19 protein-coding genes and 1 pseudogene are annotated in these 24,490 nt (G+C 45.8%); 17 read left to right on the top strand and 3 right to left on the bottom strand.

The window, feature by feature from the left end:
- Positions 1–306: 306 nt before the first annotated feature.
- Both CDZ87_RS11640 and CDZ87_RS11635 read left to right on the top strand, forming a co-directional pair.
- Complete coding sequence (locus CDZ87_RS11640; RefSeq protein ID WP_245834701.1) at positions 307–1,251, top strand: hypothetical protein; 945 nt, start codon at positions 307–309, stop codon at positions 1,249–1,251.
- On the top strand, positions 1,241–1,711 hold the full coding sequence (locus CDZ87_RS11635) for a hypothetical protein (protein WP_100753705.1): 471 nt from the start codon (positions 1,241–1,243) through the stop codon (positions 1,709–1,711). Before CDZ87_RS11640 ends, CDZ87_RS11635 begins: the two co-directional genes overlap by 11 nt.
- A gap of 212 nt (positions 1,712–1,923) precedes the next feature.
- Here the strand turns inward: CDZ87_RS11635 and CDZ87_RS11630 are convergent.
- The 3 genes and pseudogenes from CDZ87_RS11630 to CDZ87_RS11620 all read right to left on the bottom strand — a co-directional run.
- Positions 1,924–2,295, bottom strand: a pseudogene (locus CDZ87_RS11630) (ParB family protein); the annotation flags it as partial.
- Positions 2,296–2,581: 286 nt separating this feature from the next.
- Positions 2,582–5,179: an ExeM/NucH family extracellular endonuclease gene (locus tag CDZ87_RS11625; protein ID WP_100753707.1), complete on the bottom strand. Its 2,598-nt coding sequence runs from the start codon at positions 5,177–5,179 to the stop codon at positions 2,582–2,584.
- Positions 5,180–5,530: 351 nt separating this feature from the next.
- Positions 5,531–6,052 carry an FxsA family protein gene (locus tag CDZ87_RS11620; protein ID WP_100753703.1) on the bottom strand — a complete coding sequence of 174 codons (522 nt, stop codon included), beginning with the start codon at positions 6,050–6,052 and terminating at the stop codon, positions 5,531–5,533.
- Between the two features lie 327 nt (positions 6,053–6,379).
- Between CDZ87_RS11620 and aspA the strand changes: the two genes are divergently transcribed.
- The 15 genes from aspA (at position 6,380) to CDZ87_RS11545 (ending at position 24,435) form a co-directional block, all read left to right on the top strand.
- A complete protein-coding gene (aspA, locus tag CDZ87_RS11615) occupies positions 6,380–7,831 on the top strand; it encodes an aspartate ammonia-lyase (RefSeq protein ID WP_100753702.1) in 1,452 nt (483 codons plus the stop codon).
- 147 nt (positions 7,832–7,978) lie between these two features.
- Positions 7,979–9,292 (top strand): anaerobic C4-dicarboxylate transporter family protein, encoded by a 1,314-nt coding sequence (locus tag CDZ87_RS11610; RefSeq protein WP_100753701.1) that lies wholly within the window; start codon positions 7,979–7,981, stop codon positions 9,290–9,292.
- 599 nt (positions 9,293–9,891) lie between these two features.
- Positions 9,892–11,340 (top strand): YfcC family protein, encoded by a 1,449-nt coding sequence (locus CDZ87_RS11605; RefSeq protein WP_100753700.1) that lies wholly within the window; start codon positions 9,892–9,894, stop codon positions 11,338–11,340.
- Positions 11,341–12,041: 701 nt separating this feature from the next.
- Entirely contained in the window at positions 12,042–13,265 is a 1,224-nt protein-coding gene (gene arcA / locus CDZ87_RS11600) for an arginine deiminase (protein ID WP_100753699.1), read from the top strand.
- A 68-nt stretch (positions 13,266–13,333) separates the two neighbouring features.
- On the top strand, positions 13,334–14,245 hold the full coding sequence (gene arcC, locus CDZ87_RS11595) for a carbamate kinase (RefSeq protein WP_100753698.1): 912 nt from the start codon (positions 13,334–13,336) through the stop codon (positions 14,243–14,245).
- Between the two features lie 100 nt (positions 14,246–14,345).
- On the top strand, positions 14,346–15,356 hold the full coding sequence (locus tag CDZ87_RS11590) for an ornithine carbamoyltransferase (RefSeq protein ID WP_100753697.1): 1,011 nt from the start codon (positions 14,346–14,348) through the stop codon (positions 15,354–15,356).
- 494 nt (positions 15,357–15,850) lie between these two features.
- Positions 15,851–16,780, top strand: coding sequence for an aspartate carbamoyltransferase (gene pyrB, locus CDZ87_RS11585; RefSeq protein WP_100753696.1), 930 nt, complete (start codon positions 15,851–15,853; stop codon positions 16,778–16,780).
- Positions 16,781–16,797: 17 nt separating this feature from the next.
- A complete protein-coding gene (gene pyrI / locus CDZ87_RS11580; RefSeq protein ID WP_100753695.1) occupies positions 16,798–17,262 on the top strand; it encodes an aspartate carbamoyltransferase regulatory subunit in 465 nt (154 codons plus the stop codon).
- A 334-nt stretch (positions 17,263–17,596) separates the two neighbouring features.
- Entirely contained in the window at positions 17,597–18,085 is a 489-nt protein-coding gene (locus tag CDZ87_RS11575) for an arginine repressor (protein WP_100753694.1), read from the top strand.
- A gap of 158 nt (positions 18,086–18,243) precedes the next feature.
- The gene (locus CDZ87_RS11570) at positions 18,244–20,040 is read left to right on the top strand and encodes a protein-disulfide reductase DsbD (RefSeq protein ID WP_100753693.1); all 1,797 of its coding nucleotides are present in this window, start codon (positions 18,244–18,246) and stop codon (positions 20,038–20,040) included.
- Positions 20,041–20,273: 233 nt separating this feature from the next.
- Positions 20,274–20,909: a response regulator transcription factor gene (locus CDZ87_RS11565; RefSeq protein ID WP_100753692.1), complete on the top strand. Its 636-nt coding sequence runs from the start codon at positions 20,274–20,276 to the stop codon at positions 20,907–20,909.
- Positions 20,910–21,010: 101 nt separating this feature from the next.
- The gene (locus tag CDZ87_RS11560) at positions 21,011–21,637 is read left to right on the top strand and encodes a MarC family protein (protein ID WP_100753691.1); all 627 of its coding nucleotides are present in this window, start codon (positions 21,011–21,013) and stop codon (positions 21,635–21,637) included.
- Between the two features lie 216 nt (positions 21,638–21,853).
- Entirely contained in the window at positions 21,854–22,117 is a 264-nt protein-coding gene (locus CDZ87_RS11555) for a DUF4212 domain-containing protein (protein ID WP_100753690.1), read from the top strand.
- A 12-nt stretch (positions 22,118–22,129) separates the two neighbouring features.
- Positions 22,130–23,857: a sodium:solute symporter family protein gene (locus CDZ87_RS11550; protein ID WP_100753689.1), complete on the top strand. Its 1,728-nt coding sequence runs from the start codon at positions 22,130–22,132 to the stop codon at positions 23,855–23,857.
- Between the two features lie 95 nt (positions 23,858–23,952).
- Positions 23,953–24,435, top strand: a complete 483-nt coding sequence (locus tag CDZ87_RS11545) for a hypothetical protein (protein ID WP_100753688.1) — start codon at positions 23,953–23,955, stop codon at positions 24,433–24,435.
- The last annotated feature ends 55 nt before the right edge of the window (positions 24,436–24,490 follow it).

Here is a 24,490-nt window from a genome sequence, read left to right as displayed (position 1 = left end):
CGAGCAGAGCCAACTAAGCTAAGCATTGTCGGTAAACAAAAGCGATGCATGATGAACACAACCATGCTAGAGGCCGTATTAAGCGCTAGTTTTAGTCATGTGGTGAAAATATAGACACTCATGCGGTCGCCCTGGGACAAAAGGCAAGACCTGACCCCGTTAATTTTCTTTTTATTCAGCCTGAATATTGACAAAATTTCTAGAGATCGTGGGAGTAAGTCTCATCTCTAACTGGCTGGATTCGAGCAAGTTTTTGCCCCGTAACAGAGTCATGTAGTATATGCGCTATTAAGAGGAATATATTACATGATTAGAGATAACACCCGTTGGTTAGAAGGCGATACTCCCCCTCCGCAAAAACCAGCTCCTTTATCAATGAAGGAACGTATAGCCAAACAGCGCGCAGAACAAGTAACCCAATCCGAAAAAACTTGGGCTTATGTACAAGCAAATGAAGAACGATATGCAGAACAAAGAGCTGAAACCTTAGCGAATAGACGTGCGGCTAATTCAGCGTATCAACTCACAGAAAAAGAGTGGAACAAAGACTTACAAAAGCTGACTAAAAAATATCAATGGGATCTGTCTCAGCAAAACAATATTAGCATTGCCGTACTCACCATAGCTGAAGCTAATGAATATCTTGATTTATTTCAAAAAGATACGCATGGACAGCTTTCTACGGGTAAGGATTATACAGGGGTGGCTTCTGGCCTTAAAGGCGCTTATGAAGTGGCTAAAGAACTGGGAGGATTGGGCGCTACAGCCAAAGCGGTCAACATAAACGGTGTGACGAATATTGTGGTCGAAGACTATAAGCCTCGATATTTGGATCTCGGCGTTCGTTGGAAAGAAGCAACTCCCCAGATGCTCAAGATGGGCTACGCCCTGAATACGGCTCAAGGAAATATTAGCTTTTTGAAAGGTAATATTTACGTTGAATTGGTTTTTAGTGGGGCGGTAAATGCTGTGGATTACGTGTTACATGATGAAAAAACATTGGGTGAAGTAGTCGGTCAGTTTACTGCGGATGTTACGAAAGGCGTTGCCGCTGGAGTTTTGGCTCAGGGAGCAACACTCCTTGGTGCGACTATTTTTAGTACGGCATTTGTTATCCCAGCAGCAGTAACGCTTGGAGTTTTTGCAATTAGTGCCTTTTTGATTGGTAACGAAATATCTAAATTGGATGAACAATATGAATTTACTGAGCCAATGAAAAGACAAGTAGAGGAACTTATCGATGGTTTCTAATGCAAACTTCAATCGAAGATTGAAGTTACGCCGCTGGCTAAAAGTTCTTATAGCGTGGCCTGTAATGATTGTTATGTGCTGGTTGAGCTACGAGCAAATCAATGAAATCTTAACATTGACTCATCTACTAGGTTCGCTTCCTAAAATCAAGGTAGATAGCATGATGAACAACATTGCTCCTTTTCTTGGTTTTCTTATATTTGGTTTTGCGGTCATACTTCCTATTTTTTTGGTTCACCCATTTAGTGAAGCCTTAATCAAAGGCTGTTTTTCAACTCCTCTTGGTCGGCTGATCACAGGCATAATTTTCTTCGGCACTTTAAGCTATGCGTTTTGGTTGGATGGTACAATCAAAAGTGGGATCATTGAGCATGGTTATATAGAATGCTTCTCTGAAAAGCAACTCACTCTAAAATACTCAAGTCGGACCTATGTTTTAGACCCTAGCTTGTGTGATTAAATTGTCTTTCACGCTCTTGGCGTAAGCAACACCCTGTAAGCGTATGTACACGTCGTGCTGCGTTAACTCTCCCAAAACCGTTTTTCAATACTCGAAGTTACTCATTAATTGCTAATGTTCAATTTTACGAAAATGATATTTGTCCAGTTATGAGTCACTACAGCGGATGGTAGAAGTGTGATAGTAGAAGCCAGCATTTCGCTGGCTTAGTCTTACTCGATGTTTTGTTTGGCTAGCACGCCCGTTATTGCCTCATCTAACTCTTTCTGTAACTCTTTCGACAGGCGCCCAAACTCGTACGAGAAATTACGGCCTTTTACTCGCTTGCGAGCAAACATACCTTTGCTGTCGAACTGGGCCAAGGGAGTGATCTCTGCCTTGTCTTTCTCTTGCTTCACTTCTTCGATTTTTAGTTCAGCTTTGATTGCCAAAATTATCGCGTCTTTTTGCTCTTTGAGTGAATATTCAGCCTGAATATTGACAGTTCTTTCTTGAACTCGCTCGACAAATAAATCCAATCCTTCAGCACTATTTCCCAATACTTTCATGACTTTATCAAGTAACGAATAATCAGTGTGTGAGAGAAGATCAATGAAACTACGGGGTCAGGTCTTGCGTTTTGACACAATGCAGTTGCCCCGTGAATCACGTGATATAACGGATTAGCCAATTCGCCCCTTAATCATCGGCTCATTTACTCTCCCTGAAAAAACCACACCAAATACCTAAATTAAACCACCCGCCAACAAACCCAAAGGGCAAAAGGCAAGACCTGACCCCGTTAATTTTTATTTATATGGTTATTGTTATTTATAATTCGATTATTAAAAAAGCCGTCGCAGAGTGCGACGGCTTAATTTTATTAACGCATTACTTACGACGGCGCCACAGCGCTAGGCCGAACAGCGACATCATGGCACCGATGCCAAAAGAGCCACCCATCTTCAATTCAAGTACCGCAGGATCGTGGTCTGATGAACGGAAGTGATCGCTGTACTTAGGCAGGTCGCCTTTATACTCATCGTTGTAGTCAAACAAGGTCGACTCACCACCATTGATGTGCCAGTCTGTGGCATCCACAAAGTGCTTCTCTAAGCTTGGACTAATCAACAAGTGGTCGAGCGCGCCCACTTCATCGTTAAACGAGTAGCTCCAGCTGTTTGGATGTGCTTTTGCTACTGCGTTGATGTAACCGTAGTTGTGATTGATCACCGCACCTTCATCACCGTACTGAGCCTCGCCACTAATATAAGTGTTACGTGCTGCTTTGATGGTTTTACCGTATTTCTCTTGGCTGTAATCCGTTAGCACCAGCATTGGGTCTTCCATGCCGTATGAGTTCATATCACCCAAGATCACTTTATGACCGTCGATCTCTTTTAATGCATCCCCCAGAGCGACTGCCGCGGCAACGCGGAAGTTCTCACACGAGCCTTGCTTATCGAGATCTTTGCCCCCTTGACCGCCTTGATCAATCGGTGCGGCATCTTCCCAACACTTCGAACCTTTCGATTTAAAATGATTAATCGCAACCGTGATGGTCTCTTTGCTGCCTTTGACTTTAAACGTTGGTGCCAGTGAATCACGTTGGTAGTTCTTACCGTCTTCCAGCACTTTACCTTTGTCGTCTAGCACCTCTGGAGCTTGTTGGCTTGGCATCGCGATCACACGTGACTCTTTAAGCTTGACCACTTTTGGACGGTAGATCACGCCAGTGGTGATCACATCAGTACCGATAGAGTCATTTTCATCCGCCACTTTATCGCCATTACTGTCGACGCTGACAAACGCGTAGCGATCTTTCTTAGCATCAATGTGTTGGTTAAGCTGTTCAACCAGTTGGCGAATAGCGCCGCTGTCACCAAAACCATTGTTCTCGATTTCCATTAAGCCAATGATATCCGCATCAAGACGCAAGATGGCGTTAACAATCTTAGCCTGCTGTACTTCAAATTCTTCAAAACTATTGGCACCACGGTTATTACCATGTTGGTTAGCATCACCACCAAACGGCGAGTTGAAGTAGTTCAATACGTTAAAGGTTGCGATACGTAGATCGCCCTCTTTCATCTCGATCTCATTCGTACGAGGATCGTTGCGAACAAAACTTTCACTGGTCAACGTACTGGTTGGGATAAGACGATAATCACCGTAACTGTAGGTAATCACCCCTTCGAGGCCAACAATGGTGTCGTCGACACGGATGTAGTCTTCGGTTGAGCCGTCTTGATCAATGTCGCTGCGGCCAAATTGTGGGTAGTAAGGAATTTGACCATTGGCCGCTTTCGCATCTGACTCAACGTATAGGCGGCGCTGTGCGTTCTCGATACTTTGCAGTTTTGCCAGTTCAGAGCCTGCGGCAAAATTCTGGTTTGGCTGCATGCTGATACGACCTTGTGCCAGTACCATGTTGTTGCGACGCGACGCGTAATCGTAGCCGAAAGTGCGAGTGACGCGCATATCAAGCGCTTCCGTGGTACGGACTAGCATACCTTCGTAACGCTCTAGAGTGCGATCAAAATTGGCGTCACTGGCTAATATTTCAATGTCTGTCGCGCTTGGTACCGCTTGTTCACCTTGCTTAACCCAGTTGTTGTTCTCGGCTTTAAGCTGGGTGTAATTGTAGTATTCCTGCACTTTACCTTTCACACACACCACGTCGCCCGCTTGTAGCTCAGAGCTCGATTGATTAGTGTGGACGAACAAACCTTCAGAGGTCTCTGGGTTGTAATCATCGGTCAGTGCTTGCAGGTAGAAACCTTTGGTTAAGCCTGTTGTCACGGCACTTACGACGCCTTTAACAAAGAACTCTTGATCGGTAATGTATGGGTAACCACTGATGAAGGGCGAGGTATCCCCTGCACCTTGAATATCTTGAATTGAAGTAAAGGTTGGCGTTTGGCCATCTTGGGTACAAGCAAACGGCTCGGGCGCTGTGCCGCCATCGAGTGTGCCTAAACCTTCAATGCTGTCTTTAGCCAATGATGACCATTGCGCTAGATTGTGAGAAGAAGAAGGGCTCATCGCATCTGAATTACGTACGAGCGTGGTGTCTTTAGCGAAATCCGCCCCGCCCATATCACCTAACAGGTCATGCACTGCGCCATCTTTGAGCAATGCCACCGGATCATTGCCGTTAAAACCAGCCACTGCACCATTGAGTATATCGGCCACCGCTTTGATGTCATCATTGGCGCTGGTGTGCGCTATAACCAACACACTTTGCGCTGCTAAAACTTGGCCACTGAGCGACAACTTACTGCCCCACTCACCGTTTCCATTGGTCGATTTAGCCAGCTCATAGCCATCAAGAGAGACCGAGCTATCACCCGTATTGGCAATCTCAACCGCTTTGTTGTTGCTGCCACCTTCTACATATTGAGAGATGATGATGTCCGCCATTGCTGGAGACGAAAGCGCACCGGCGATCACTGCCGCGAGTATCGTTGGAGTTAATTTTTGTTTCATGTTATCCATCCTGAATCGCTTCCAATGTTGAACAACAACCAGAAAGCGTGTTCCAAATCACTTTTCGTATGATTACTTATTTAAAAACCATGCACAGTGTTGATGTTTTTTATGAAACTAAAAATTACATTCAGTGACAGTGAGATTTCGATCTCATAGATATGGTGAATAATTGAAGCGTGGTCAAATTTTCAACATTTGATGATAACAGAAGTATTAAATTTAAGACTATCACCTTGAGTTAATTAAGCTTTAGCTAATGAATAGAGTCTTTACTCTGCCTGTAGTTTTATGCTCGCGATCAAAAAAGGCGCATACAATGCGCCTTAAATGACCAGCAGAAGTTATCGACTAGTTTAAGCGGTTACGCTCATCGTCGTCTTTATCTTTATGCTCATACTCCCCTTCAAAGGTCGACCCTTGATTTGAGTTATCACGATCAAATGGGTTTTGTTCAAACGGACGTGGACCAAATTGCTCACCATGAAAGCTGCCGTGAAAACCACCACCGACCGATTTCACCACCATTTTAGTCATCAAGTATTTGGCGATCGCGGCGCGAGGTGCTGGCAGTAGCACTAACATACCCAATGCATCAGTCATAAAACCTGGCGTAAGCAGTAACACACCCGCCACCGCTAACATCACGCCTTCAAAGATCTGCTGCGCGGGCAACTCACCTTGCTGCATCCGAGTTTGTACCGACATTAAGGTTTGCAAGCCTTGGCTGCGGACCAACGACGCACCGGCAAACGCCGTGAGCAAAACTAAAGCGATGGTAGGCCACAGCCCCAAATAACCACCGACTTGAATAAATAGACCTATTTCAATGATAGGAACGAAAATAAATAGCAAAAGTAAGATAGGAAACACACGCCCTCCTTTGTTGAACTCAGTGTACGTGCTCTGGGTAATGAGCTCAAATTAAAGCGGTAAAAATTCGTGTCGACAACGCAATCATAACGTTCGATACAAGTACTACTAAAGGGATATTCATGCCCTGTTCATAGTTTGCAAATCTTTCACCAAATAAAAGCAAAAAAGGTGATCAAGTTACTATTTTTATGCGCTAGGTACAGTATTATGTGCCACATAAGTCAGGACGGATTATACAGCCAAAAATTCTGCCGAATGGATTCTTAAACTACAGAATGGCTAGAAGCAAACCTTAATATCAGAATAAATCTCTAAGGATCCTGTATGGCTACCCTAACTGATGCCCCTAAAACGGCGAATCAAGCGACTCGTATTGAAGAAGACTTACTCGGCCAACGTCATGTCCCTGCTGACGCTTATTACGGCATTCATACCCTGCGCGCGATGGAAAACTTCAATATCTCCAACATGACCATTTCCGATGTACCGGAGTTTGTGCGCGGCATGGTTATGACTAAAAAAGCGGCTACGCTGGCCAATAACGAACTCGGCGTGATCCCAAAAGATGTCGCTCATTATATTCTTGAAGCGTGTGACCTGATGCTTGAAACAGGTAAGTGCATGGATCAGTTCCCTTCAGACGTTTTCCAAGGCGGCGCGGGGACTTCAGTCAATATGAATACCAACGAAGTCATTGCGAACCTAGCACTTGAGCTGATGGGCAAAGAAAAAGGCCAATACCAGTTCATCAACCCCAATGATCACGTCAACAAAAGTCAATCAACCAACTGTGCTTACCCAACTGGTTTCCGCATTGCGGTATACAACAGTGTCGCCACACTGATTGAAGCGATTGAATACCTTAAAGGTGCTTTCGAACTTAAAAGCCAAGAATTTAAAGGCATCTTGAAGATGGGTCGTACTCAGCTACAAGATGCTGTGCCTATGACCGTTGGCCAAGAGTTCCACGCTTGGGCGGTGACTTTAAACGAAGAGATTCGTGCCCTTGAATATACGTCAAAACTACTGCTTGAAATCAATCTAGGTGCAACAGCAATTGGTACTGGCTTGAATGCAGCGCAAGGTTACCAAGCCGCGGCCGTCAAACATCTTGCAGAAGTCACTGGCTTAGATGTGGTCCCTGCAGAAGATTTGATTGAAGCGACATCAGATTGTGGCGCTTACGTAATGACCCACGGCGCACTAAAACGTCTCGCGGTAAAACTGTCTAAAATCTGTAACGACTTGCGCCTACTCTCTTCAGGTCCTCGCGCGGGCCTCAACGAACTCAACTTGCCAGAGCTGCAAGCCGGTTCTTCTATCATGCCTGCCAAAGTCAACCCTGTGGTTCCTGAAGTGGTTAACCAAGTGTGCTTTAAGGTTTTGGGCAACGACAACACCATTTCATTTGCAGCTGAAGGTGGTCAGCTTCAGCTTAACGTGATGGAACCTGTCATTGCGCAAAGCATGTTTGAGTCGATCTCAATCCTATCAAACGCTTGTATCAACTTACGTGATAAGTGTATCGACGGCATTACCGTGAACAAAGAAGTGTGCGAAAACTACGTTTACAACTCTATCGGTATCGTCACTTACCTTAACCCGTACATTGGCCACCACGAAGGTGACATTGTCGGCAAGATTTGTGCTGAAACAGGTAAAAGCGTGCGTGAAGTGGTTTTAGAACGCGGCTTACTCACAGAAGAAGAACTCGATGAGATCCTCTCCGTTGAGAACTTTATGCACCCAACCTATAAAGCGAAACGCTACGAATAATTCAAAGGCCCTGATTCAGGGCCTTTTTGCTTTCTAGCCGCTAATAAAGACAACAATTTTGTTTTAGATCATGGCGCTATTTTATTTACGGCGCCCATATCAACGGATAGAACGCCACTATTTCACATTATTTTTAGGAGTAAAAAGATGTTCTTAATTGAGTTTCTTATTGTATTGGGATGTATCCTAATCGGTGCAAGGATCGGTGGTATCGGGCTTGGTGTCATGGGAGGTATCGGCCTGGCAATATTGAGTTTTCTCTTTGGCATGCAGCCCACTAGCCCTCCGATTGATGTCATGTTAATGATCATGGCCGTTGTCGCGGCCGCAGCGTCAATGCAAGCTGCCGGCGGTCTCGACTATCTGATCAAGATAGCGACAAAAATTTTGCACAACAATCCTCGCCATATTACTTTTATCGCCCCATTAGTGACATATTTCTTCACCATGCTAGCCGGTACAGGGCATGTGGCTTACTCTGTTCTGCCCGTCATTGCAGAAGTGAGCCGCCGAAGCGGTATTCGTCCTGAGCGACCTCTTGCAATGGCCGTTATTGCATCACAGTTTGCTATCGTAGCGAGCCCTATTGCGGCAGCGGTTGTCGCTCTGGTTGCTTTTTTAGAGCCTCAGGGAATAACGCTAGGTAGTGTACTGATGATTACCATCCCAAGTACTTTCCTTGGCCTTGCCTGCGCGTGTTTGTTTGTTAATAAAATCGGTGTTGAATTAAAAGACGACCCTGAATATCAACGTCGCCTGCAAGATCCTGAATTTAAAGCAGAGATGGAACAAGAAGTCGCTATCGAAGAAATTCAGATCACGCCACAAGCCAAAAAGTCAGTCGCTCTGTTTTTATTTGGTGCACTGACTGTGGTCGTTATGGGCGCATTACCAAGTTTACGCCCTCAATTCGATGGCACTCCAATGGGAATGGCGCACACGATTGAAATTGTGATGCTGTCTATCGCTGCTTTAATTATTTTGATTTGTAAGCCAAATGGCAATGCCATAAGTCAGGGGTCTGTCTTTCATGCAGGTATGCGTGCCATCGTCGCTATCTTCGGTATTGCTTGGTTAGGTGACACTTTCATTAGCGGGCATGGTGCGATGGTAAAAGAGGCCGTGTCAGGTCTGGTTGAAGTCGCCCCATGGACATTTGCTTTCGCATTGTTTGCACTTTCCATTATGGTTAATAGCCAAGGCGCCACCACAGCAGTTTTAGTCCCTGTTGCCATTGCACTTGGGCTACCACCTGCCATCATCATTGCCGTTTTCGTTGCGGTTAATGGTTATTTCTTTATTCCAAATTATGGCCCAATCATCGCCTCGATAGACTTTGACCGCACAGGTACCACGCGTATCGGTAAATATATCTTTAACCACAGCTTTATGCTCCCAGGTTTACTTAGTATGTTCTTTAGTATTGGCTTTGGCCTCCTGTTCACTAGCCTTGCATTCTAATATATACCCAAACTAATTGGATTTTCAGGAAGGCGGCAAGAGTGAATTCCCATGAGCATAGATAGACTATGTGATTGGAGGGGAACGAACGTAGCCAACACCGCTGCAGCTTCAAGTAGGAAGGAGATAGCAACAACAAAAATCGGGAGCTTCGGCTCCCTTTTTATTTTACCAAATTAAATAAAACCCAGCTCACAGTCTATTTTTGATTTTAATCAATAAAGTGGCCAAAAGATTTTAATGCATTTAAATTCTCTGTTTTGAATAAAATTCCGCATAATTTTCACCCGCGCGAGAAATTCGTATTAAAACCTAGTAACCAGGTATTTTTGGGGAATATTAATCCGTCTATTTCAAACAAATAATCGCTGTATTTATCACCACGACTTCTCACCTAAATCCAGTACTTATTTTTTGTGAAGATCACCAAAGTTACGTACCTAGCATTGCTTTTAAAATAGAGCCAAAGGGTGATTAAAACCCCCAAAATTAATCCCTAATACCAATAACTTACTCTACAACGAGTTATTTATTTTATAACTATTAGTCGCTGATTCACTTTTATTTATTGGTATATAGATAAAAGTAAGGAGATCGCTATGACAACTCAAACTGTAACGACCGAAGAGAAAAAAGGCGGCTTCTTTGCCAACTTTAAGTTCCCTTCAGCCTACACCATTCTTTTTGTTCTGATTGCGCTAGTCGCAATGTTGACTTGGATTGTTCCCGCAGGCCAATATGACCGCGTAATGAACGACGATCTAGGCCGTGAAGTTCCGGTAACCGGAACCTACCAACCTGTTGATGGCAACCCTCAAGGTATTATCGATGTGCTACTCGCGCCGATTGATGGCTTCTATGATCACAACAGCTACGAAGCCGCCGCGATTGATGTCTCACTGTTCATTTTAATCATTGGTGGCTTCCTTGGCCTAGTGACGAAAACAGGCGCCATTGATGCCGGTATCGAACGAGTCACGGATCGGCTCAAAGGTCGGGAAGAGTTGATGATCCCGATTCTAATGGCACTCTTTGCCGCTGGTGGTACCGTTTATGGCATGGCGGAAGAGTCCCTCCCTTTCTACACCTTATTAGTGCCTGTGATGATGGCGGCTCGATTTGACCCACTGGTCGCGGCAGCAACCGTGTTACTTGGCGCAGGGATTGGCACTCTGGGCTCAACCATCAACCCCTTTGCAACCGTCATTGCGGCCAACGCGGCAGGTATCCCTTTCACCGATGGTATCGTACTACGTGTGATTGCCCTTCTGATTGGCTGGGTGATCTGTGTCGCTTACGTCATGCGCTATGCCCGCATGGTTCGTCAAGATCAATCTAAATCGGTGGTTTACGACAAGTACGAAGAGAACAAAGCGCACTTCTTGGGCAACCAAACTGGCGAACGTCTTGAGTTCACCGCAACACGCAAACTGATCCTGAGTATATTTGGCGCCTCTTTCGCTGTGATGATTTACGGTGTATCGGTTGCAGGCTGGTGGATGGCAGAAATTTCAGCCATGTTCCTTGCGTCAACCATCATAATAGGTTTAGTTGCTCGAATGAGCGAAGAAGACTTTACCAACAGCTTTATTGATGGCGCTCGCGACCTACTGGGTGTGGCACTGATCATTGGTATCGCGCGTGGTATCGTCGTGGTCATGGATCGCGGCATGATTACCGACACTATCTTGTTCTCAGCAGAGCAAATGGTTACTGGTTTATCGTCCGTGGTGTTCATCAATGTGATGTTCTTCTTAGAAGTAGTGCTATCGTTCCTTGTTCCTTCAAGTTCAGGCCTAGCGGTACTGACCATGCCAATCATGGCTCCCCTCGCGGATTTTGCTGGCGTTGGCCGTGACTTAGTCGTCACAGCGTACCAATCTGCATCTGGGCTAGTGAATTTGGTCACACCGACGTCCGCTGTCGTGATGGGCGGCTTGGCTATCGCACGAGTTCCTTACGTACGTTGGGTAAAATGGGTCGCACCGTTACTGGCTATTTTGACTCTGTTCTGTGTCGTAATACTTAGCGTTGGTGCGCTTCTCTAAACCGATTCTTTTCCTAACTCTCGCTCACAGGAAGTGAGCCCCTCTCAAAGCCGCCTAGTGCGGCTTTTTTGTGTTTAATGGGTTTAGAGGCGCAATTATTGGGCCTTTAAAGGGCGTATTCTTTCAACAAAACAATGACGTTTTAGAATGTTGATAAATAAATCAAATCCCATTCCAATTAGAAAAACTACTTCTGCTAATGAATTATATTTATCAACTCACTTTAAAATATTTAATATCGACAAATGTTGATATGTGACCTAGACAACAATTATTAGCATTTATTTTGTTACCAAACGATTAATTCGCCCATCAAAATCACTTATCTAGGGAGTTTGAGTGCATATTTCCATTTTATTAATTATATTATTAGTCATTTTTTATTGAATATTCTTCCTACGTTTTATTACTTATCTAGGCCAATGCATACTTCGCTGCATAAACTTCCACAACAAGCGGCTAATTAGGGGGTTTACAGTAAAGTAACAACTGCATAGATATTGTTAAAACCCTTACACTGAAAGGGCTGAGGCTTAAAAAACGTTCTGTGATTGACCTCTAAGATTCCCCCACCAACAAGCGTAATATGAATTTCAGACACAAAATAAGTGAATAAATAAATTCACACTTTATATTCCCTACAAATTAAATATTAGTTTTTTTTAAAAATGAAACTGATTATAAATAAGAGAGATACGATCATGAGTAAGTTATACGTAGGTTCTGAAATCGGTCAATTACGTCGCGTTCTGGTACACCGTCCTAGACGAGCTCTGACTCACCTAACCCCATCTAACTGTCACGATTTGCTATTTGATGACGTATTGGCAGTTGAACGTGCAGGTGAAGAGCACGACGTATTCACTCAAACGCTGCGCGACCAAGGTGTCGAAGTGTTACTATTAACCGACTTGTTGGCAGACACGCTCGCCGTCGCCGAAGCCAAAGATTGGCTACTCAACCAGCAAGTTTCTGATTACCGTTTGGGTAAAACGTTCGCTAACGATGTGCGTTGTTACCTAAGCGACCTACCCAACCTAGAACTGGCCAAAATCCTCACTGGCGGTCTTTCATACGCTGAAATGCCAATGAAATCATCATCTATGATGCAAGGCTTACACGCTCCAACCGACTTCATCATTGAACCACTACCAAATCATCTATTTACACGTGATACCTCATGCTGGGTTTACGGTGGGGTTTCTATCAACCCAATGGCAAAAGCGGCTCGCCAACGTGAAACCAACCATGTTCGCGCTATCTACCGCTGGCATCCAAGCTTTGCTGGTCAAGACTTCGTTAAATATTTCGGTGACAACGAGCAAGTGAACTATGACAACTCAACCATCGAAGGCGGCGACGTACTGGTTATTGGTAAAGGCGCGGTTCTTATCGGTATGTCTGAACGTACAACGGCACAAGGCGTTGAGCACTTGGCATCAAGCCTATTCAAACATGGTCAAGCCAAACAAGTGATTGCCATGGAGCTACCGAAACACCGTTCTTGCATGCACTTAGACACGGTCATGACACATATGCGTGAAGATACTTTCTCTGTCTACCCTGAAGTAGTACGTAAAGATGTTAAATGCTGGAGCCTAACTGGCGATCAATCTGGCACAGTCAACATTAAAGAAGAAGGCTACTTCGTGACTGCGATTGAAAAAGCACTCGGTGTCGACAAGCTAAACCTCATCACCACAGGTGGTGACAACTTCAACGCAGAGCGCGAGCAGTGGAACGATGCAAACAACGTTCTCACCGTCAAACCCGGTGTGGTTGTCGGCTACGAGGGTAACACTTACACCAACGAAAAATACGACAAAGCAGGCATCACCGTACTTCCTATCCCAGGTGATGAGCTCGGTCGCGGTCGCGGCGGCGCTCGCTGCATGAGCTGCCCAATCGAACGTGATGGTATCTAATTCAGTACTTACAGGCTGGAGCTAACGATCATAGTGTCTGCTCCAGCCCCTTTAGAGAGATTCAAACAATGACTAAACAAACGGTAGTTGTCGCACTAGGTGGTAACGCTTTGCTTCGCCGTGGTGAGCCACTTGAAGCTGAAGTACAGCGCCAAAACATCGAAGTCGCCGTAAAAACGATTTCTGAAATCGCCAAAGAATACAACGTGGTACTGGTACACGGTAATGGTCCACAAGTTGGTTTGCTTGCCCTGCAAGGTTTGGAATACAAGAAAGTCGCACCATACCCGCTTGATGTCCTTGGCAGCGAAACACAAGGCATGATCGGTTACATGCTGATGCAAGAATTTAAAAACCAGATGCCAAACGTCAACGCGACTTGCATGTTGACACAAATGACTGTCGATCCTAATGATCCCGCGTTTGCCGACCCAACCAAACCCATTGGTCCTATTTATCAAGAAGCGGAAGCTCGCGAGTTGGCAGAGAAGTATCACTGGACAATCAAGCCAGACGGCAAGCACTTCCGTCGTGTAGTACCAAGCCCACAGCCAACGGGCATCATCGAACACGATGCGATCACTAAATTAATCGAGGCCGGTCACCTTGTTATCTGTACTGGCGGCGGTGGTATTCCGGTGAAACGCGAAAACGGCAAACTGGTGGGTGTTGAAGCGGTGATCGACAAAGACATGTCGGCTGCATTCCTTGCCAAACAGCTCAATGCTGATGCTCTGCTAATCCTCACTGACGCAGACGCGGTTTATCTTGATTGGGGCAAGCCAACACAGCACGCCCTACGCAGCACGACACCAAGCGAACTGGCGCAATACCAATTCGATGCAGGCTCTATGGGACCAAAAATTGAAGCGTCATGTGAGTTTATCAATCAAGGCGGCAAAGTGGTCGGTATCGGCTCTTTGCAAGATGGTCTGCGTATTCTGCAAGGCACAGCGGGTACCAACATCACTAAAGGTTAATGACAAAGTTTAGCAATACCAATCATTCATTTTAACAGCGCTTTCTTATTTTCTTTTCCCTGCAACCAAGAAAGCGCCAAACGATAAAAAGGATAACACCATGGCTTTTAATCTACGCAACCGTAACTTCCTAAAACTACTAGACTTTACTCCACGTGAAATCCAACACTTCTTGGATCTTTCTGCGGAACTTAAAAAAGCGAAATACAACGGCTATGAGCAACCTCGTCTAAAAGGCAAAAACATTGCGCTGATTTTCGAGAAAACATCAACTCGTACACGTTGTGCATTTGAAGTTGCAGCTTTTGACCAAGGCGCTCAAGTTTCTTACTTAGGCCCATCGGGTTCTCAAATTGGTCACAAAGAGTCAATGAAAGATACAGCACGTGTGCTTGGCCGCATGTACGATGGCATCGAATACCGCGGCTTCGGTCAAGAGATCGTAGAAGAGCTCGGCGCCTACGCTGGTGTGCCAGTATGGAACGGCCTAACAGACGAATTCCACCCAACTCAAATCCTAGCTGACTTCCTAACTATGATGGAACACGGCCGTGGTAAACAGCTACACGAAATGAAATTTGCTTACCTAGGTGATGCGCGTAACAACATGGGTAACTCACTTATGGTTGGCGCGGCGAAAATGGGTATGGACATTCGCCTTGTCGCACCAAAAGCATTCTGGCCAGAAGAAGATCTAGTGGCAACATGTCGCGCAATCGCCGTAGAAACTGGGGCTAAAATCACCCTAACTGAAGACGTACAAGAAGGGGTTCAAGGCTGTGATTACCTCTACACTGACGTATGGGTATCAATGGGCGAAGCGAAAGAAGCATGGGCTGAGCGTATCAATATGATGATGCCTTACCAAGTCAATATGGACATGATCAAAGCAACGGGCAACCCAGATGTGAAGTTCATGCACTGCTTGCCTGCTTTCCACGGTGAAGATACCACGGTAGGCAAACAGCTTGCGGCGGAATACCCACAACTGAAAGACGGTGTGGAAGTGACAGACGAAGTGGTTGAGTCTAAACACTCTATCGTATTCGACGAAGCAGAAAACCGCATGCACACCATCAAAGCTGTAATGGTTGCTACTCTAGGCGACTAAATTATCGAGTCTTCATGGCCATTCGCCAAACAGGAAATGGCCAACAAGATTACTCTCGATTGACGCACAATACGTGACAATCGATGAGTATTTTGGCAGGGAAATGCGGGTGGCGTTTAGCGGCGTACAAAAACGCACTGAATAAAATCCGCATTTTTTTCCATCACTTAAACGCTAAATTCTTCCCCAAAGCGCTCCGAAGTAAGATCTGGCAACGGTTAAAAAGTTATAGCTAAAATCAGCTAAAATCGCATAAAAATCCAATTAATGGATACTTTGCGCAAACGCTTGCGTTGGTGGTTTTTGTCCGTATAATCCTCGGCAATTTGTCTAGGAGTACATCAATGTCGCAGCCATTAACAACCTATCGTTGTTACCTAACGCGCCCTAAATCAGGGACGTTTACTGTTTCATTTTTCTCCACCGATCCTTTACTAGCCTCCTATTTTTAGGGGGCTTTTTTTTGTCTGTCATTTACGATGAGGAATACAGCTATGGCGCATTCGTTATTTAACAAGCACATTATCTCTATCCCAGAGCTCAGCCGTGAAGAGCTTGAGCTTATTATTGACACTTCTGCACGTTTAAAGGCAGAGCCGAACCCTGAGCTACTAAAGAATAAGGTTGTTGCCAGCTGCTTCTTCGAGCCGTCGACCCGCACTCGCCTCTCTTTCGAAACCGCAGTACAGCGTTTGGGCGGTAGCGTGATTGGGTTTGATAACGGCGGCAACACATCCCTAGCGAAAAAAGGCGAAACGCTTGCCGATTCGGTTCAAGTGATCGCGTCGTACGTAGATGCATTCGTGATGCGCCACCCACAAGAAGGCGCTGCACGCTTGGCTTCTGAATTCTCAAATGGCGTACCGATTGTCAACGGTGGAGACGGTGCAAACCAGCATCCAACTCAAACGCTGCTCGATCTGTTTTCGATCTACGAGACTCAAGGCACACTCGACAACCTCAACGTGGCTTTCGTGGGTGATCTGAAATATGGCCGCACCGTGCACTCACTCACTCAAGCGCTAGCAAAATTCAACAATGTGCGTTTCTTCTTTATCGCCCCAGAAGCCCTAGCGATGCCAGACTACATCTGCGAAGAGTTAGAAGAGGCAGGCATTGCGTTTAGCATGCACAGTAACATCGAGGAAGTCGTTCCTGAATTGGATGTTCTTTACATGACACGGGTACAGAAAGAGCGCTTTGATGAGTCAGAATATGCCCATATCAAGTCAGCGTTCATCTTAACGGCGGCAATGCTGAGCGAAGCGCGTGACAACCTCAAGGTGCTTCATCCACTTCCTCGTGTCGATGAAATCACCACCGATGTTGATAAAACCAAGCACGCTTACTACTTCGAGCAAGCGGAAAATGGCGTCTATGCTCGTGAAGCGCTACTCGCCCTTGTCCTTAATGACACACTTTAATTAGCAGGAGAATCATCATGGTGAAACAAACTCAACTTCAAGTAGAAGCGATTCGTAACGGCTCTGTTATCGACCATATTCCTGCCAATATTGGGATTAAAGTGCTTAAACTGTTCAAAATGCACAAAACCAATGAGCGCATCACCATTGGTCTTAATCTGCCATCTTCCGCGCTTGGCGCCAAAGATTTGATCAAGATTGAAAATGTCTACCTGACCAAAGAACAAGCCAATCAATTGGCACTGTATGCACCCAAAGCGACGGTTAATCAGATTGAAGAGTACCAAGTAGTCAACAAGCTTAATCTTGCACTCCCAGAAACGATTGCCAGCGTATTCGAATGCCCGAACAGTAACTGTATTTCTCATGGCGAACCGGTAGAAAGCAAATTTAAGGTGCAGCAAAATCAGGACACTGTGCAGCTTAAATGCCACTATTGTGAAAAAGTATTCTCACGCGAAATCATGACCGAAGCTCGCTAGCCCACAACCACTTACGTCTCTCCTAGAGCTGTCACTCATGACTGGATATTTATTCTTTGCGGAGAATAAATATCCCCTTTTACCCAGCATTTCTATCTAACAAAATAATCGATAACTCGTTGTTTGTTTGGCGATCGCTTTCACAAAGCTATATAAGGTTTGGTGTTAATATGCGAAGGCTTAAGAATCACCGTAGAAGTGATACCAATTAGACCCAGTCAATACACGTTTAGATTGGCATAAGCGCTCAACATCCCACAGCATTTATATGGAGTTATGTGCTGATAGTTACATGGACGAATCATCCTACGTCATGTTTTATTGAGGAGTTCCAATGAGTGAAACTCTAAACGCAACCACCGTTGATTATAATGAAGACAAAACACTCACAGCGGCCTGTAAACGTCTACTGCAACAACAGAGCTTTAGCACTCAGAACGAGCTACGCGAAGCCTTGGTCAATATTGGTTTTGAAGGCATTAGTCAGTCCACCGTCTCTCGATTGCTCTCGCAGCTGGGAGTGATTAAGGTACAAAACGCGTGCGGCAAAAAAGTCTACTGCATTACGGTTGAAACCGCCCCGGTGCGTGTTGGCTCTTCGATCTCATCACAAATCGAATTTATTACCCATAACCAAGCGATGGTGGTCGTAAAAACGCACCCTGGTAGCGCCCAACTGGTTGCCCGCTTGGTCGACATCGATCCTCATACTGAAATTCTTGGCACCGTGGGCGGCAATGACACTGTGCTCGTCATCCCCAAAGATACCGACAACATCGATGCTTGCGAACGTGTCGTGCGCGCACGTTTGGGCGTTGTCTAACCTCAGCCCCATGCGCCACCTCGATCCTGATTTGGAGATGGCGCCTCAAAGATAACGATTATCTAGGTGAATTTTCTTCACCGAAGTTGAAACTTATTTGCCCTTCTCCCTGTCTGATTGAGTTAACATGACTCAAATTTAACTCTTGTGACGGTTCTATGCGCTTCGCCTTTTCCTTACTCCTGTTGTGTTTTAGCTTTCTCTCTACGCCTGCGATGGCGTTATTTGGTAATAGCAACTCAGCACCAAGTTTTGCCAATAACAACAACACCTTCGTGGCTGTCGATGAGGCGTTTCGCTTTAACGCCTTGCAACAAGGCAATCGCATATTTCTCGATTGGCAGATAAAAGACGACTACTACCTCTATCAACATCGTATTTCAGTGAGCGGTGAAAATGTCACCCTTGGCGATATCGAGATGCGCGATGGCTTGCCATACAAAGACGAATTTTTCGGCGAGGTCAACATTTACACCACGCCGCTGTTTATTGAAGTGCCATTGAGCGATTATCAGCAAGGTGCTCGATTAATTGTCCAATACCAAGGTTGTGCTAAGGCGGGATTTTGCTACCCACCAGAAACGCGTGTGGTTGATATTACTCGCTTTGAGTTTGCCGACTCAGATCAACTGACGAGCAACCAAACGGCGCAAGCAGCGCCAGTTGTCCAAACACCAGCGCCATCAACATCGTCACCGCAATCGAGCGAAGCAAACCTTGCTTCTAAACTAAGTGATAGCTGGTGGACGCCGCTGCTGTTTTTAGCATTAGGCATTGGCCTGGCGTTTACTCCGTGCGTGCTGCCGATGTATCCGATTTTAACCAGTATTGTCTTAGGCCGAGGAAAGCTCAGCCATCGCCGTGCACTTGGCCTAGCCTTTGTTTATGTACAAGGTATGGCGTTAACCTACACATTGCTCGGTTTGGTGGTTGCGTCGGCAGGGCTGCAATTTCAAGCTGCCATGCAACACCCTTACGTCTTGATAGGCTTGAGTGTGCTGTTTGTCGCACTCGCACTGTCAATGTTTGGCTTATATACCATTCAGTTACCGAGCAGCCTACAAACTTGGCTCAGTAACCTCAGTAGTAAACAGCGCGGTGGCAGTTCGTTGGGTGTGTTTGCTATGGGGGCGATATCGGGCTTAGTTTGCTCACCATGCACCACCGCTCCTCTGTCAGGCGCACTGCTCTATGTCGCACAAAGCGGCGATCTCCTTACGGGGGCCATCGCCTTGTACGCTCTGGCATTGGGTATGGGTATACCACTGATGTTGGTGGCCGTATTTGGTAATAAACTGCTGCCTAAAGCGGGCAATTGGATGGATCGCGTGAAAACGTTGTTTGGCTTTATTCTCCTTGCTGCGCCCATTTTCCTTCTTGAGCGTATCTTGCCAAGTCTTTGGGCTACCGGTTTATGGTCAGCACTGGGTATAGCGGCATTTGGCTGGCTGTATCATGTCAAAAACTCACTGCCATTTGGCGGTTGGAAGCAAAGCGTGATTGGTATTATTGCCGTGCTCGGATTGCTCGCGTCGGCACAACCTGCGTTGCACTACTATTTTTCGCCGCCAACTGGCCAATCACAAAGCAAAATTGAGTTCATTAAAGTCAGTAATGTTGAACAACTGAAACAGCAACTCGCTAACGCTAAACAAGCTGGTAAGCCGGTGATGCTCGATTTCTATGCCGACTGGTGCGTGGCGTGTAAAGAGTTTGAAAAATACACCTTCCACCAGCCAGACGTCGAATTCAGGCTCAAGGACTTTGTTTTACTCCAAGCTGATGTCACACGCAACCAAGTGGAGGATATTGCTCTACTTAAAGAAATGCAGGTACTCGGTCTACCTACCATCGAGTTCTGGGCGCCAGATGGCTCACGAGTGGTGAATGGGCGCATCACTGGCTTTATGAATGCCACGACCTTCTTAGCGCATCTAAACGACCACAATCTATAATACTGAGCTAGAACGATAACTCTACATTCGCGCCATGATCACTGACCGTGGCGCTGAACTGGCCTCCCATATCCACTCCACCTTGCTCACGCCATTTCTTACTCACTATGTATTTATATGCAATATTGCTAATAAAACCCGATACAGTTCAGACTTTTAGCGAATAATTATTGTCCACAATCGTAAAGCTGATAATAATTCTATTAACCATACCTTCATAAGTAGTTAACGTCATGGATTCGACCTACACCATCATCATCGCCGATGATCACCCGCTGTTTCGCAATGCCCTGTTTCAGTCGGTGCATATGGCGGTCAGCGGCGCGAACTTGTTAGAAGCCGACTCACTAGACGCACTGCTGACACTGTTGAAAAAAGATCACGACCCTGACTTACTACTGCTTGATCTGAAAATGCCAGGCGCTAATGGTATGTCTGGCTTAATTCACCTGCGCGCAGAATACCCTGACTTGCCGATTGTGGTTGTCTCAGCCAGTGAAGAATCAACGGTCGTCACTCAAGTAAAAAGCCATGGTGCGTTTGGTTTTATTCCTAAGTCAAGTGACATGCGCGAGCTGGTCAGTGCGCTCAATCAAGTCCTCAATGGCGAACCTTTCTTTCCTGAAGGTTCGATCACTAACCATGCGGCTTGCAAGGATTTAGCGACTAAAATTGCCACTTTAACGCCACAACAGTACAAAGTCTTAGGAATGCTCTCTGATGGTTTGCTTAACAAACAAATTGCTTACGAACTCAATGTATCTGAAGCCACAATAAAAGCCCATATGACGGCAATATTCCGTAAGTTAGATGTAAAAAACCGCACTCAAGCCGTCATTTTACTTCAACAGCTTGAATCGGATGTATAATTCACCTCATCATCACATAAAACCATGCGTTTCCTGCTACACTGAGTAAGTCAGTTCATCACTGCGCTATCCCTCTGTTCCATTACTCTGGGAGTACTCCTTTGCTCAGCATCTTAATCACTCAGTTTGTTGTTTTATGGGCCGTTATTGATCCAATCGGCTCTGTTCCTGTTTATCTGTCACAAACGCAACATTTAACCGCTAAACAACGCCGGTTAGTTGCGCTTAAAGCCGTCGCTATTGCGACAAGCGTGCTGCTATTTTTCCTTATTGCTGGTCAGTTATTGCTTGAAGCGATGCAAATTCCCTTACCTGCTTTTCAAGCCGCCGGTGGCTTAGTATTACTGCTGTTCGCTTTGACGATGATCTTCGGTGAATCCAAACCAGATCAAGAAACGAAACTCTCTATCGATATGAGCCATTCCGATCTAGCTGACTTAGCTGTTTACCCACTAGCGATTCCCTCGATTGCCTCACCTGGTGCGATGATGGCGATCGTCATGCTGACCGACAATCATCGTTATTCATTGTTCGACCAGAGCCTAACCGCGGGGGTGATGGTATTGGTACTAGTGATTACCCTACTGCTGCTGCTCGGAGCAACTCATATCCAAAAATGGATTGGTAATGTGGGGGCCGCCATCATAAGCCGAGTGATGGGCCTGATACTTGCTGCGGTTGCAGTGAATAATTTGCTGATGGGGATCAAAGAGTTCTATCTTGGTTAATAAACTCGACCCTCTCGGTGATGAAACGTTAGACTTTAGGCTAATTTAACAGGTCGTTAACATCATCATTTCTTATCATTTACTCATTAAGCGTCCGTTATACGGACGCTTTTTGTTTTCATACTCGCGACTAAAGTTGAAAAGAGTTCTTGCCCAACCCTTGCTAATGTAGATATTGAAACATTTTATTAACAACAATCACATAAGGAGACGGCAATGGCGTTTGATAGTCAGGAACGAGCCAAGGCCTATTGGGACAAGAACGTAAAGCTGATGATTTCACTATTAATCGTCTGGTTTGTCGTTTCATTTGGCTGCGGCATTTTATTTGTCGAACAGCTTAACCAAATTCAAATAGGCGGTTACAAGTTAGGCTTCTGGTTTGCACAACAAGGCTCTATCTACACCTTTCTAGGTATTATTTTCTACTACGCGTGGAAGATGCGTCAGTTAGATCGCGAATTTAATGTGGACGAGTAAGGAGTAGTTCAGATGGATTTGAAAACAATCACTTATCTTGTTGTTGGTGCCACCTTTGTCCTTTACATCGGTATTGCGATTTGGGCACGTGCCGGATCAACGAAAGAATTCTACGTAGCCGGCGGTGGGGTAAACCCAATCGCTAACGGTATGGCAACCGCTGCTGATTGGATGTCTGCGGCATCGTTCATCTCAATGGCGGGTCTGATTGCCTTTATGGGTTACGGCGGCAGCGTTTTCCTTATGGGCTGGACTGGCGGTTACGTACTACTTGCACTACTACTTGCACCGTACTTACGCAAGTTTGGTAAATTTACCGTACCTGAGTTTGTCGGTGAACGCTTCTACTCGAACACGGCGCGTATCGTGGCGGTTATCTGTCTTATTATCGCCTCGGTCACTTATGTTATCGGTCAGATGAAAGGCGTTGGCGTTGCCTTCGGTCGCTTCCTTGAAGTGGACTACTCAACGGGTCTATTGATTGGTATGTGTATCGTCTTCATGTACGCCGTCATGGGCGGCATGAAAGGGATCACCTACACGCAGATAGCGCAATATTGCGTACTCATTCTTGCTTACACTATTCCAGCAATCTTTATCTCTCTGCAACTGACAGGTAACCCAATACCGCAACTCGGCTTAGGGAGTACCATGACCGGAACCGATGTCTACTTACTCGATAGGCTCGACCAGGTGGTCACCGAACTCGGTTTTACCGAGTACACAACCCACGTCCGTGGCGATACGTTAAACATGTTTGTTTATACTATGTCTCTGATGATAGGTACGGCAGGCCTACCGCACGTAATTATTCGCTTCTTCACCGTACCTAAAGTACGTGATGCGCGTACTTCCGCAGGTTGGGCACTGTTCTTCATCGCGATTTTGTACACAACCGCCCCTGCCGTTTCTGCAATGGCACGTCTAAACCTAATGGATACGGTTAACCCTGCCCCAGGCCAACACCTTGCGTATGATGAACGTCCTGACTGGTTCAAGAACTGGGAGAAAACAGGGCTGCTAGGTTTTGATGACAAGAACGGCGATGGCAATATCCAGTACACATCAAATGCGGCGACCAATGAACTCAAAGTGGATCGTGACATCATGGTGCTGGCTAACCCAGAAATCGCCAAGCTACCCAACTGGGTGATTGCACTGGTTGCAGCGGGTGGTTTAGCCGCAGCGCTTTCTACCGCAGCGGGTCTGTTGCTGGCTATCTCGTCGGCGATATCCCATGACTTGATAAAAGGCGTCATCAATCCAAACATCTCAGAGAAGAAAGAACTGCTGGCGAGTCGGATCTCGATGGCCGTTGCGATTGCAGTGGCTGGTTATCTCGGACTCAATCCGCCAGGCTTTGCCGCCGGTACGGTTGCTCTGGCGTTCGGCCTGGCGGCATCCTCTATCTTCCCGGCGTTGATGATGGGCATTTTCAGTAAAAACATCAACAAGGAAGGCGCCATCGCCGGTATGATCGCCGGTATTACCATCACACTATTCTACGTATTCCAACACAAAGGCATTCTGTTTGTTGCCGATTGGACATACCTAGAAAGCTGGGGCAGCAACTGGTTCCTAGGCATCGAACCAAATGCATTTGGCGCTATTGGTGCACTGTTTAACTTCATCGTGGCATTTGCAGTATCAAAAGTAACGGCTGAAACACCACAAGAAGTGAAAGACTTGGTTGAACATGTCCGCATGCCTTCAGGGGCGGGAGAAGCCGTCGACCACTAATAATAATACCCAACACACAAAAGCCCCGTTCGGGGCTTTTTTATTCTCTGTTTTCAGTTACCGTAATCAAAGTCTGTTGTAGCAAGGAAGCCAAGATGTTCAAAAATAAGCACTTAATCATTGCGTTACTGATCGCCCCTATTCTATCGATCATTGCCTATTTCGGCACGGATGTGGCACTGAGTGAAAAACCACACGCCGCACAAGAGGGAAAAAGCTATAAACTAGCGGCCAAGTCTAACTGTCGTTATACCAGTGGCTTGTGTGATATGAATAACGGTGAATTTAAAGTGCAATTTCGCTCAGAAAAGAGAACCGCACAAAGCTTAGACTTATCACTGAAGTCCGCTTTTCCATTAGAAGGGGTCAAACTCTCTCTGGTGGCACAACAAGAACAGATCGCGCAACCGATTGATATGCAAGCAACCGATAGCAGTGGCAAAACATGGTTTATCTCATTGCCAACCTCTGCATCTGAAGAGAGCTGGCTGCGGGTAGCCATTCAAGCCGACGGCGCGCTCTACTATGGCGAAACCCAAACCCCGTTTGTTAGATACGAAACGTTGTTTACCGAGTAGCGAGTTGCGAGGTTGACGCCTTCACGTCAACCTCTTTATCAACAATAACAATGCC

It is taken from the genome of Vibrio salilacus (assembly GCF_002811245.1).
GTDB classification, from domain to species: Bacteria; Pseudomonadota; Gammaproteobacteria; order Enterobacterales; family Vibrionaceae; genus Vibrio; species Vibrio salilacus.
Note: the sequence above shows the minus strand (reverse complement) of the source record. Positions and strands in the feature narration are given on the sequence as shown.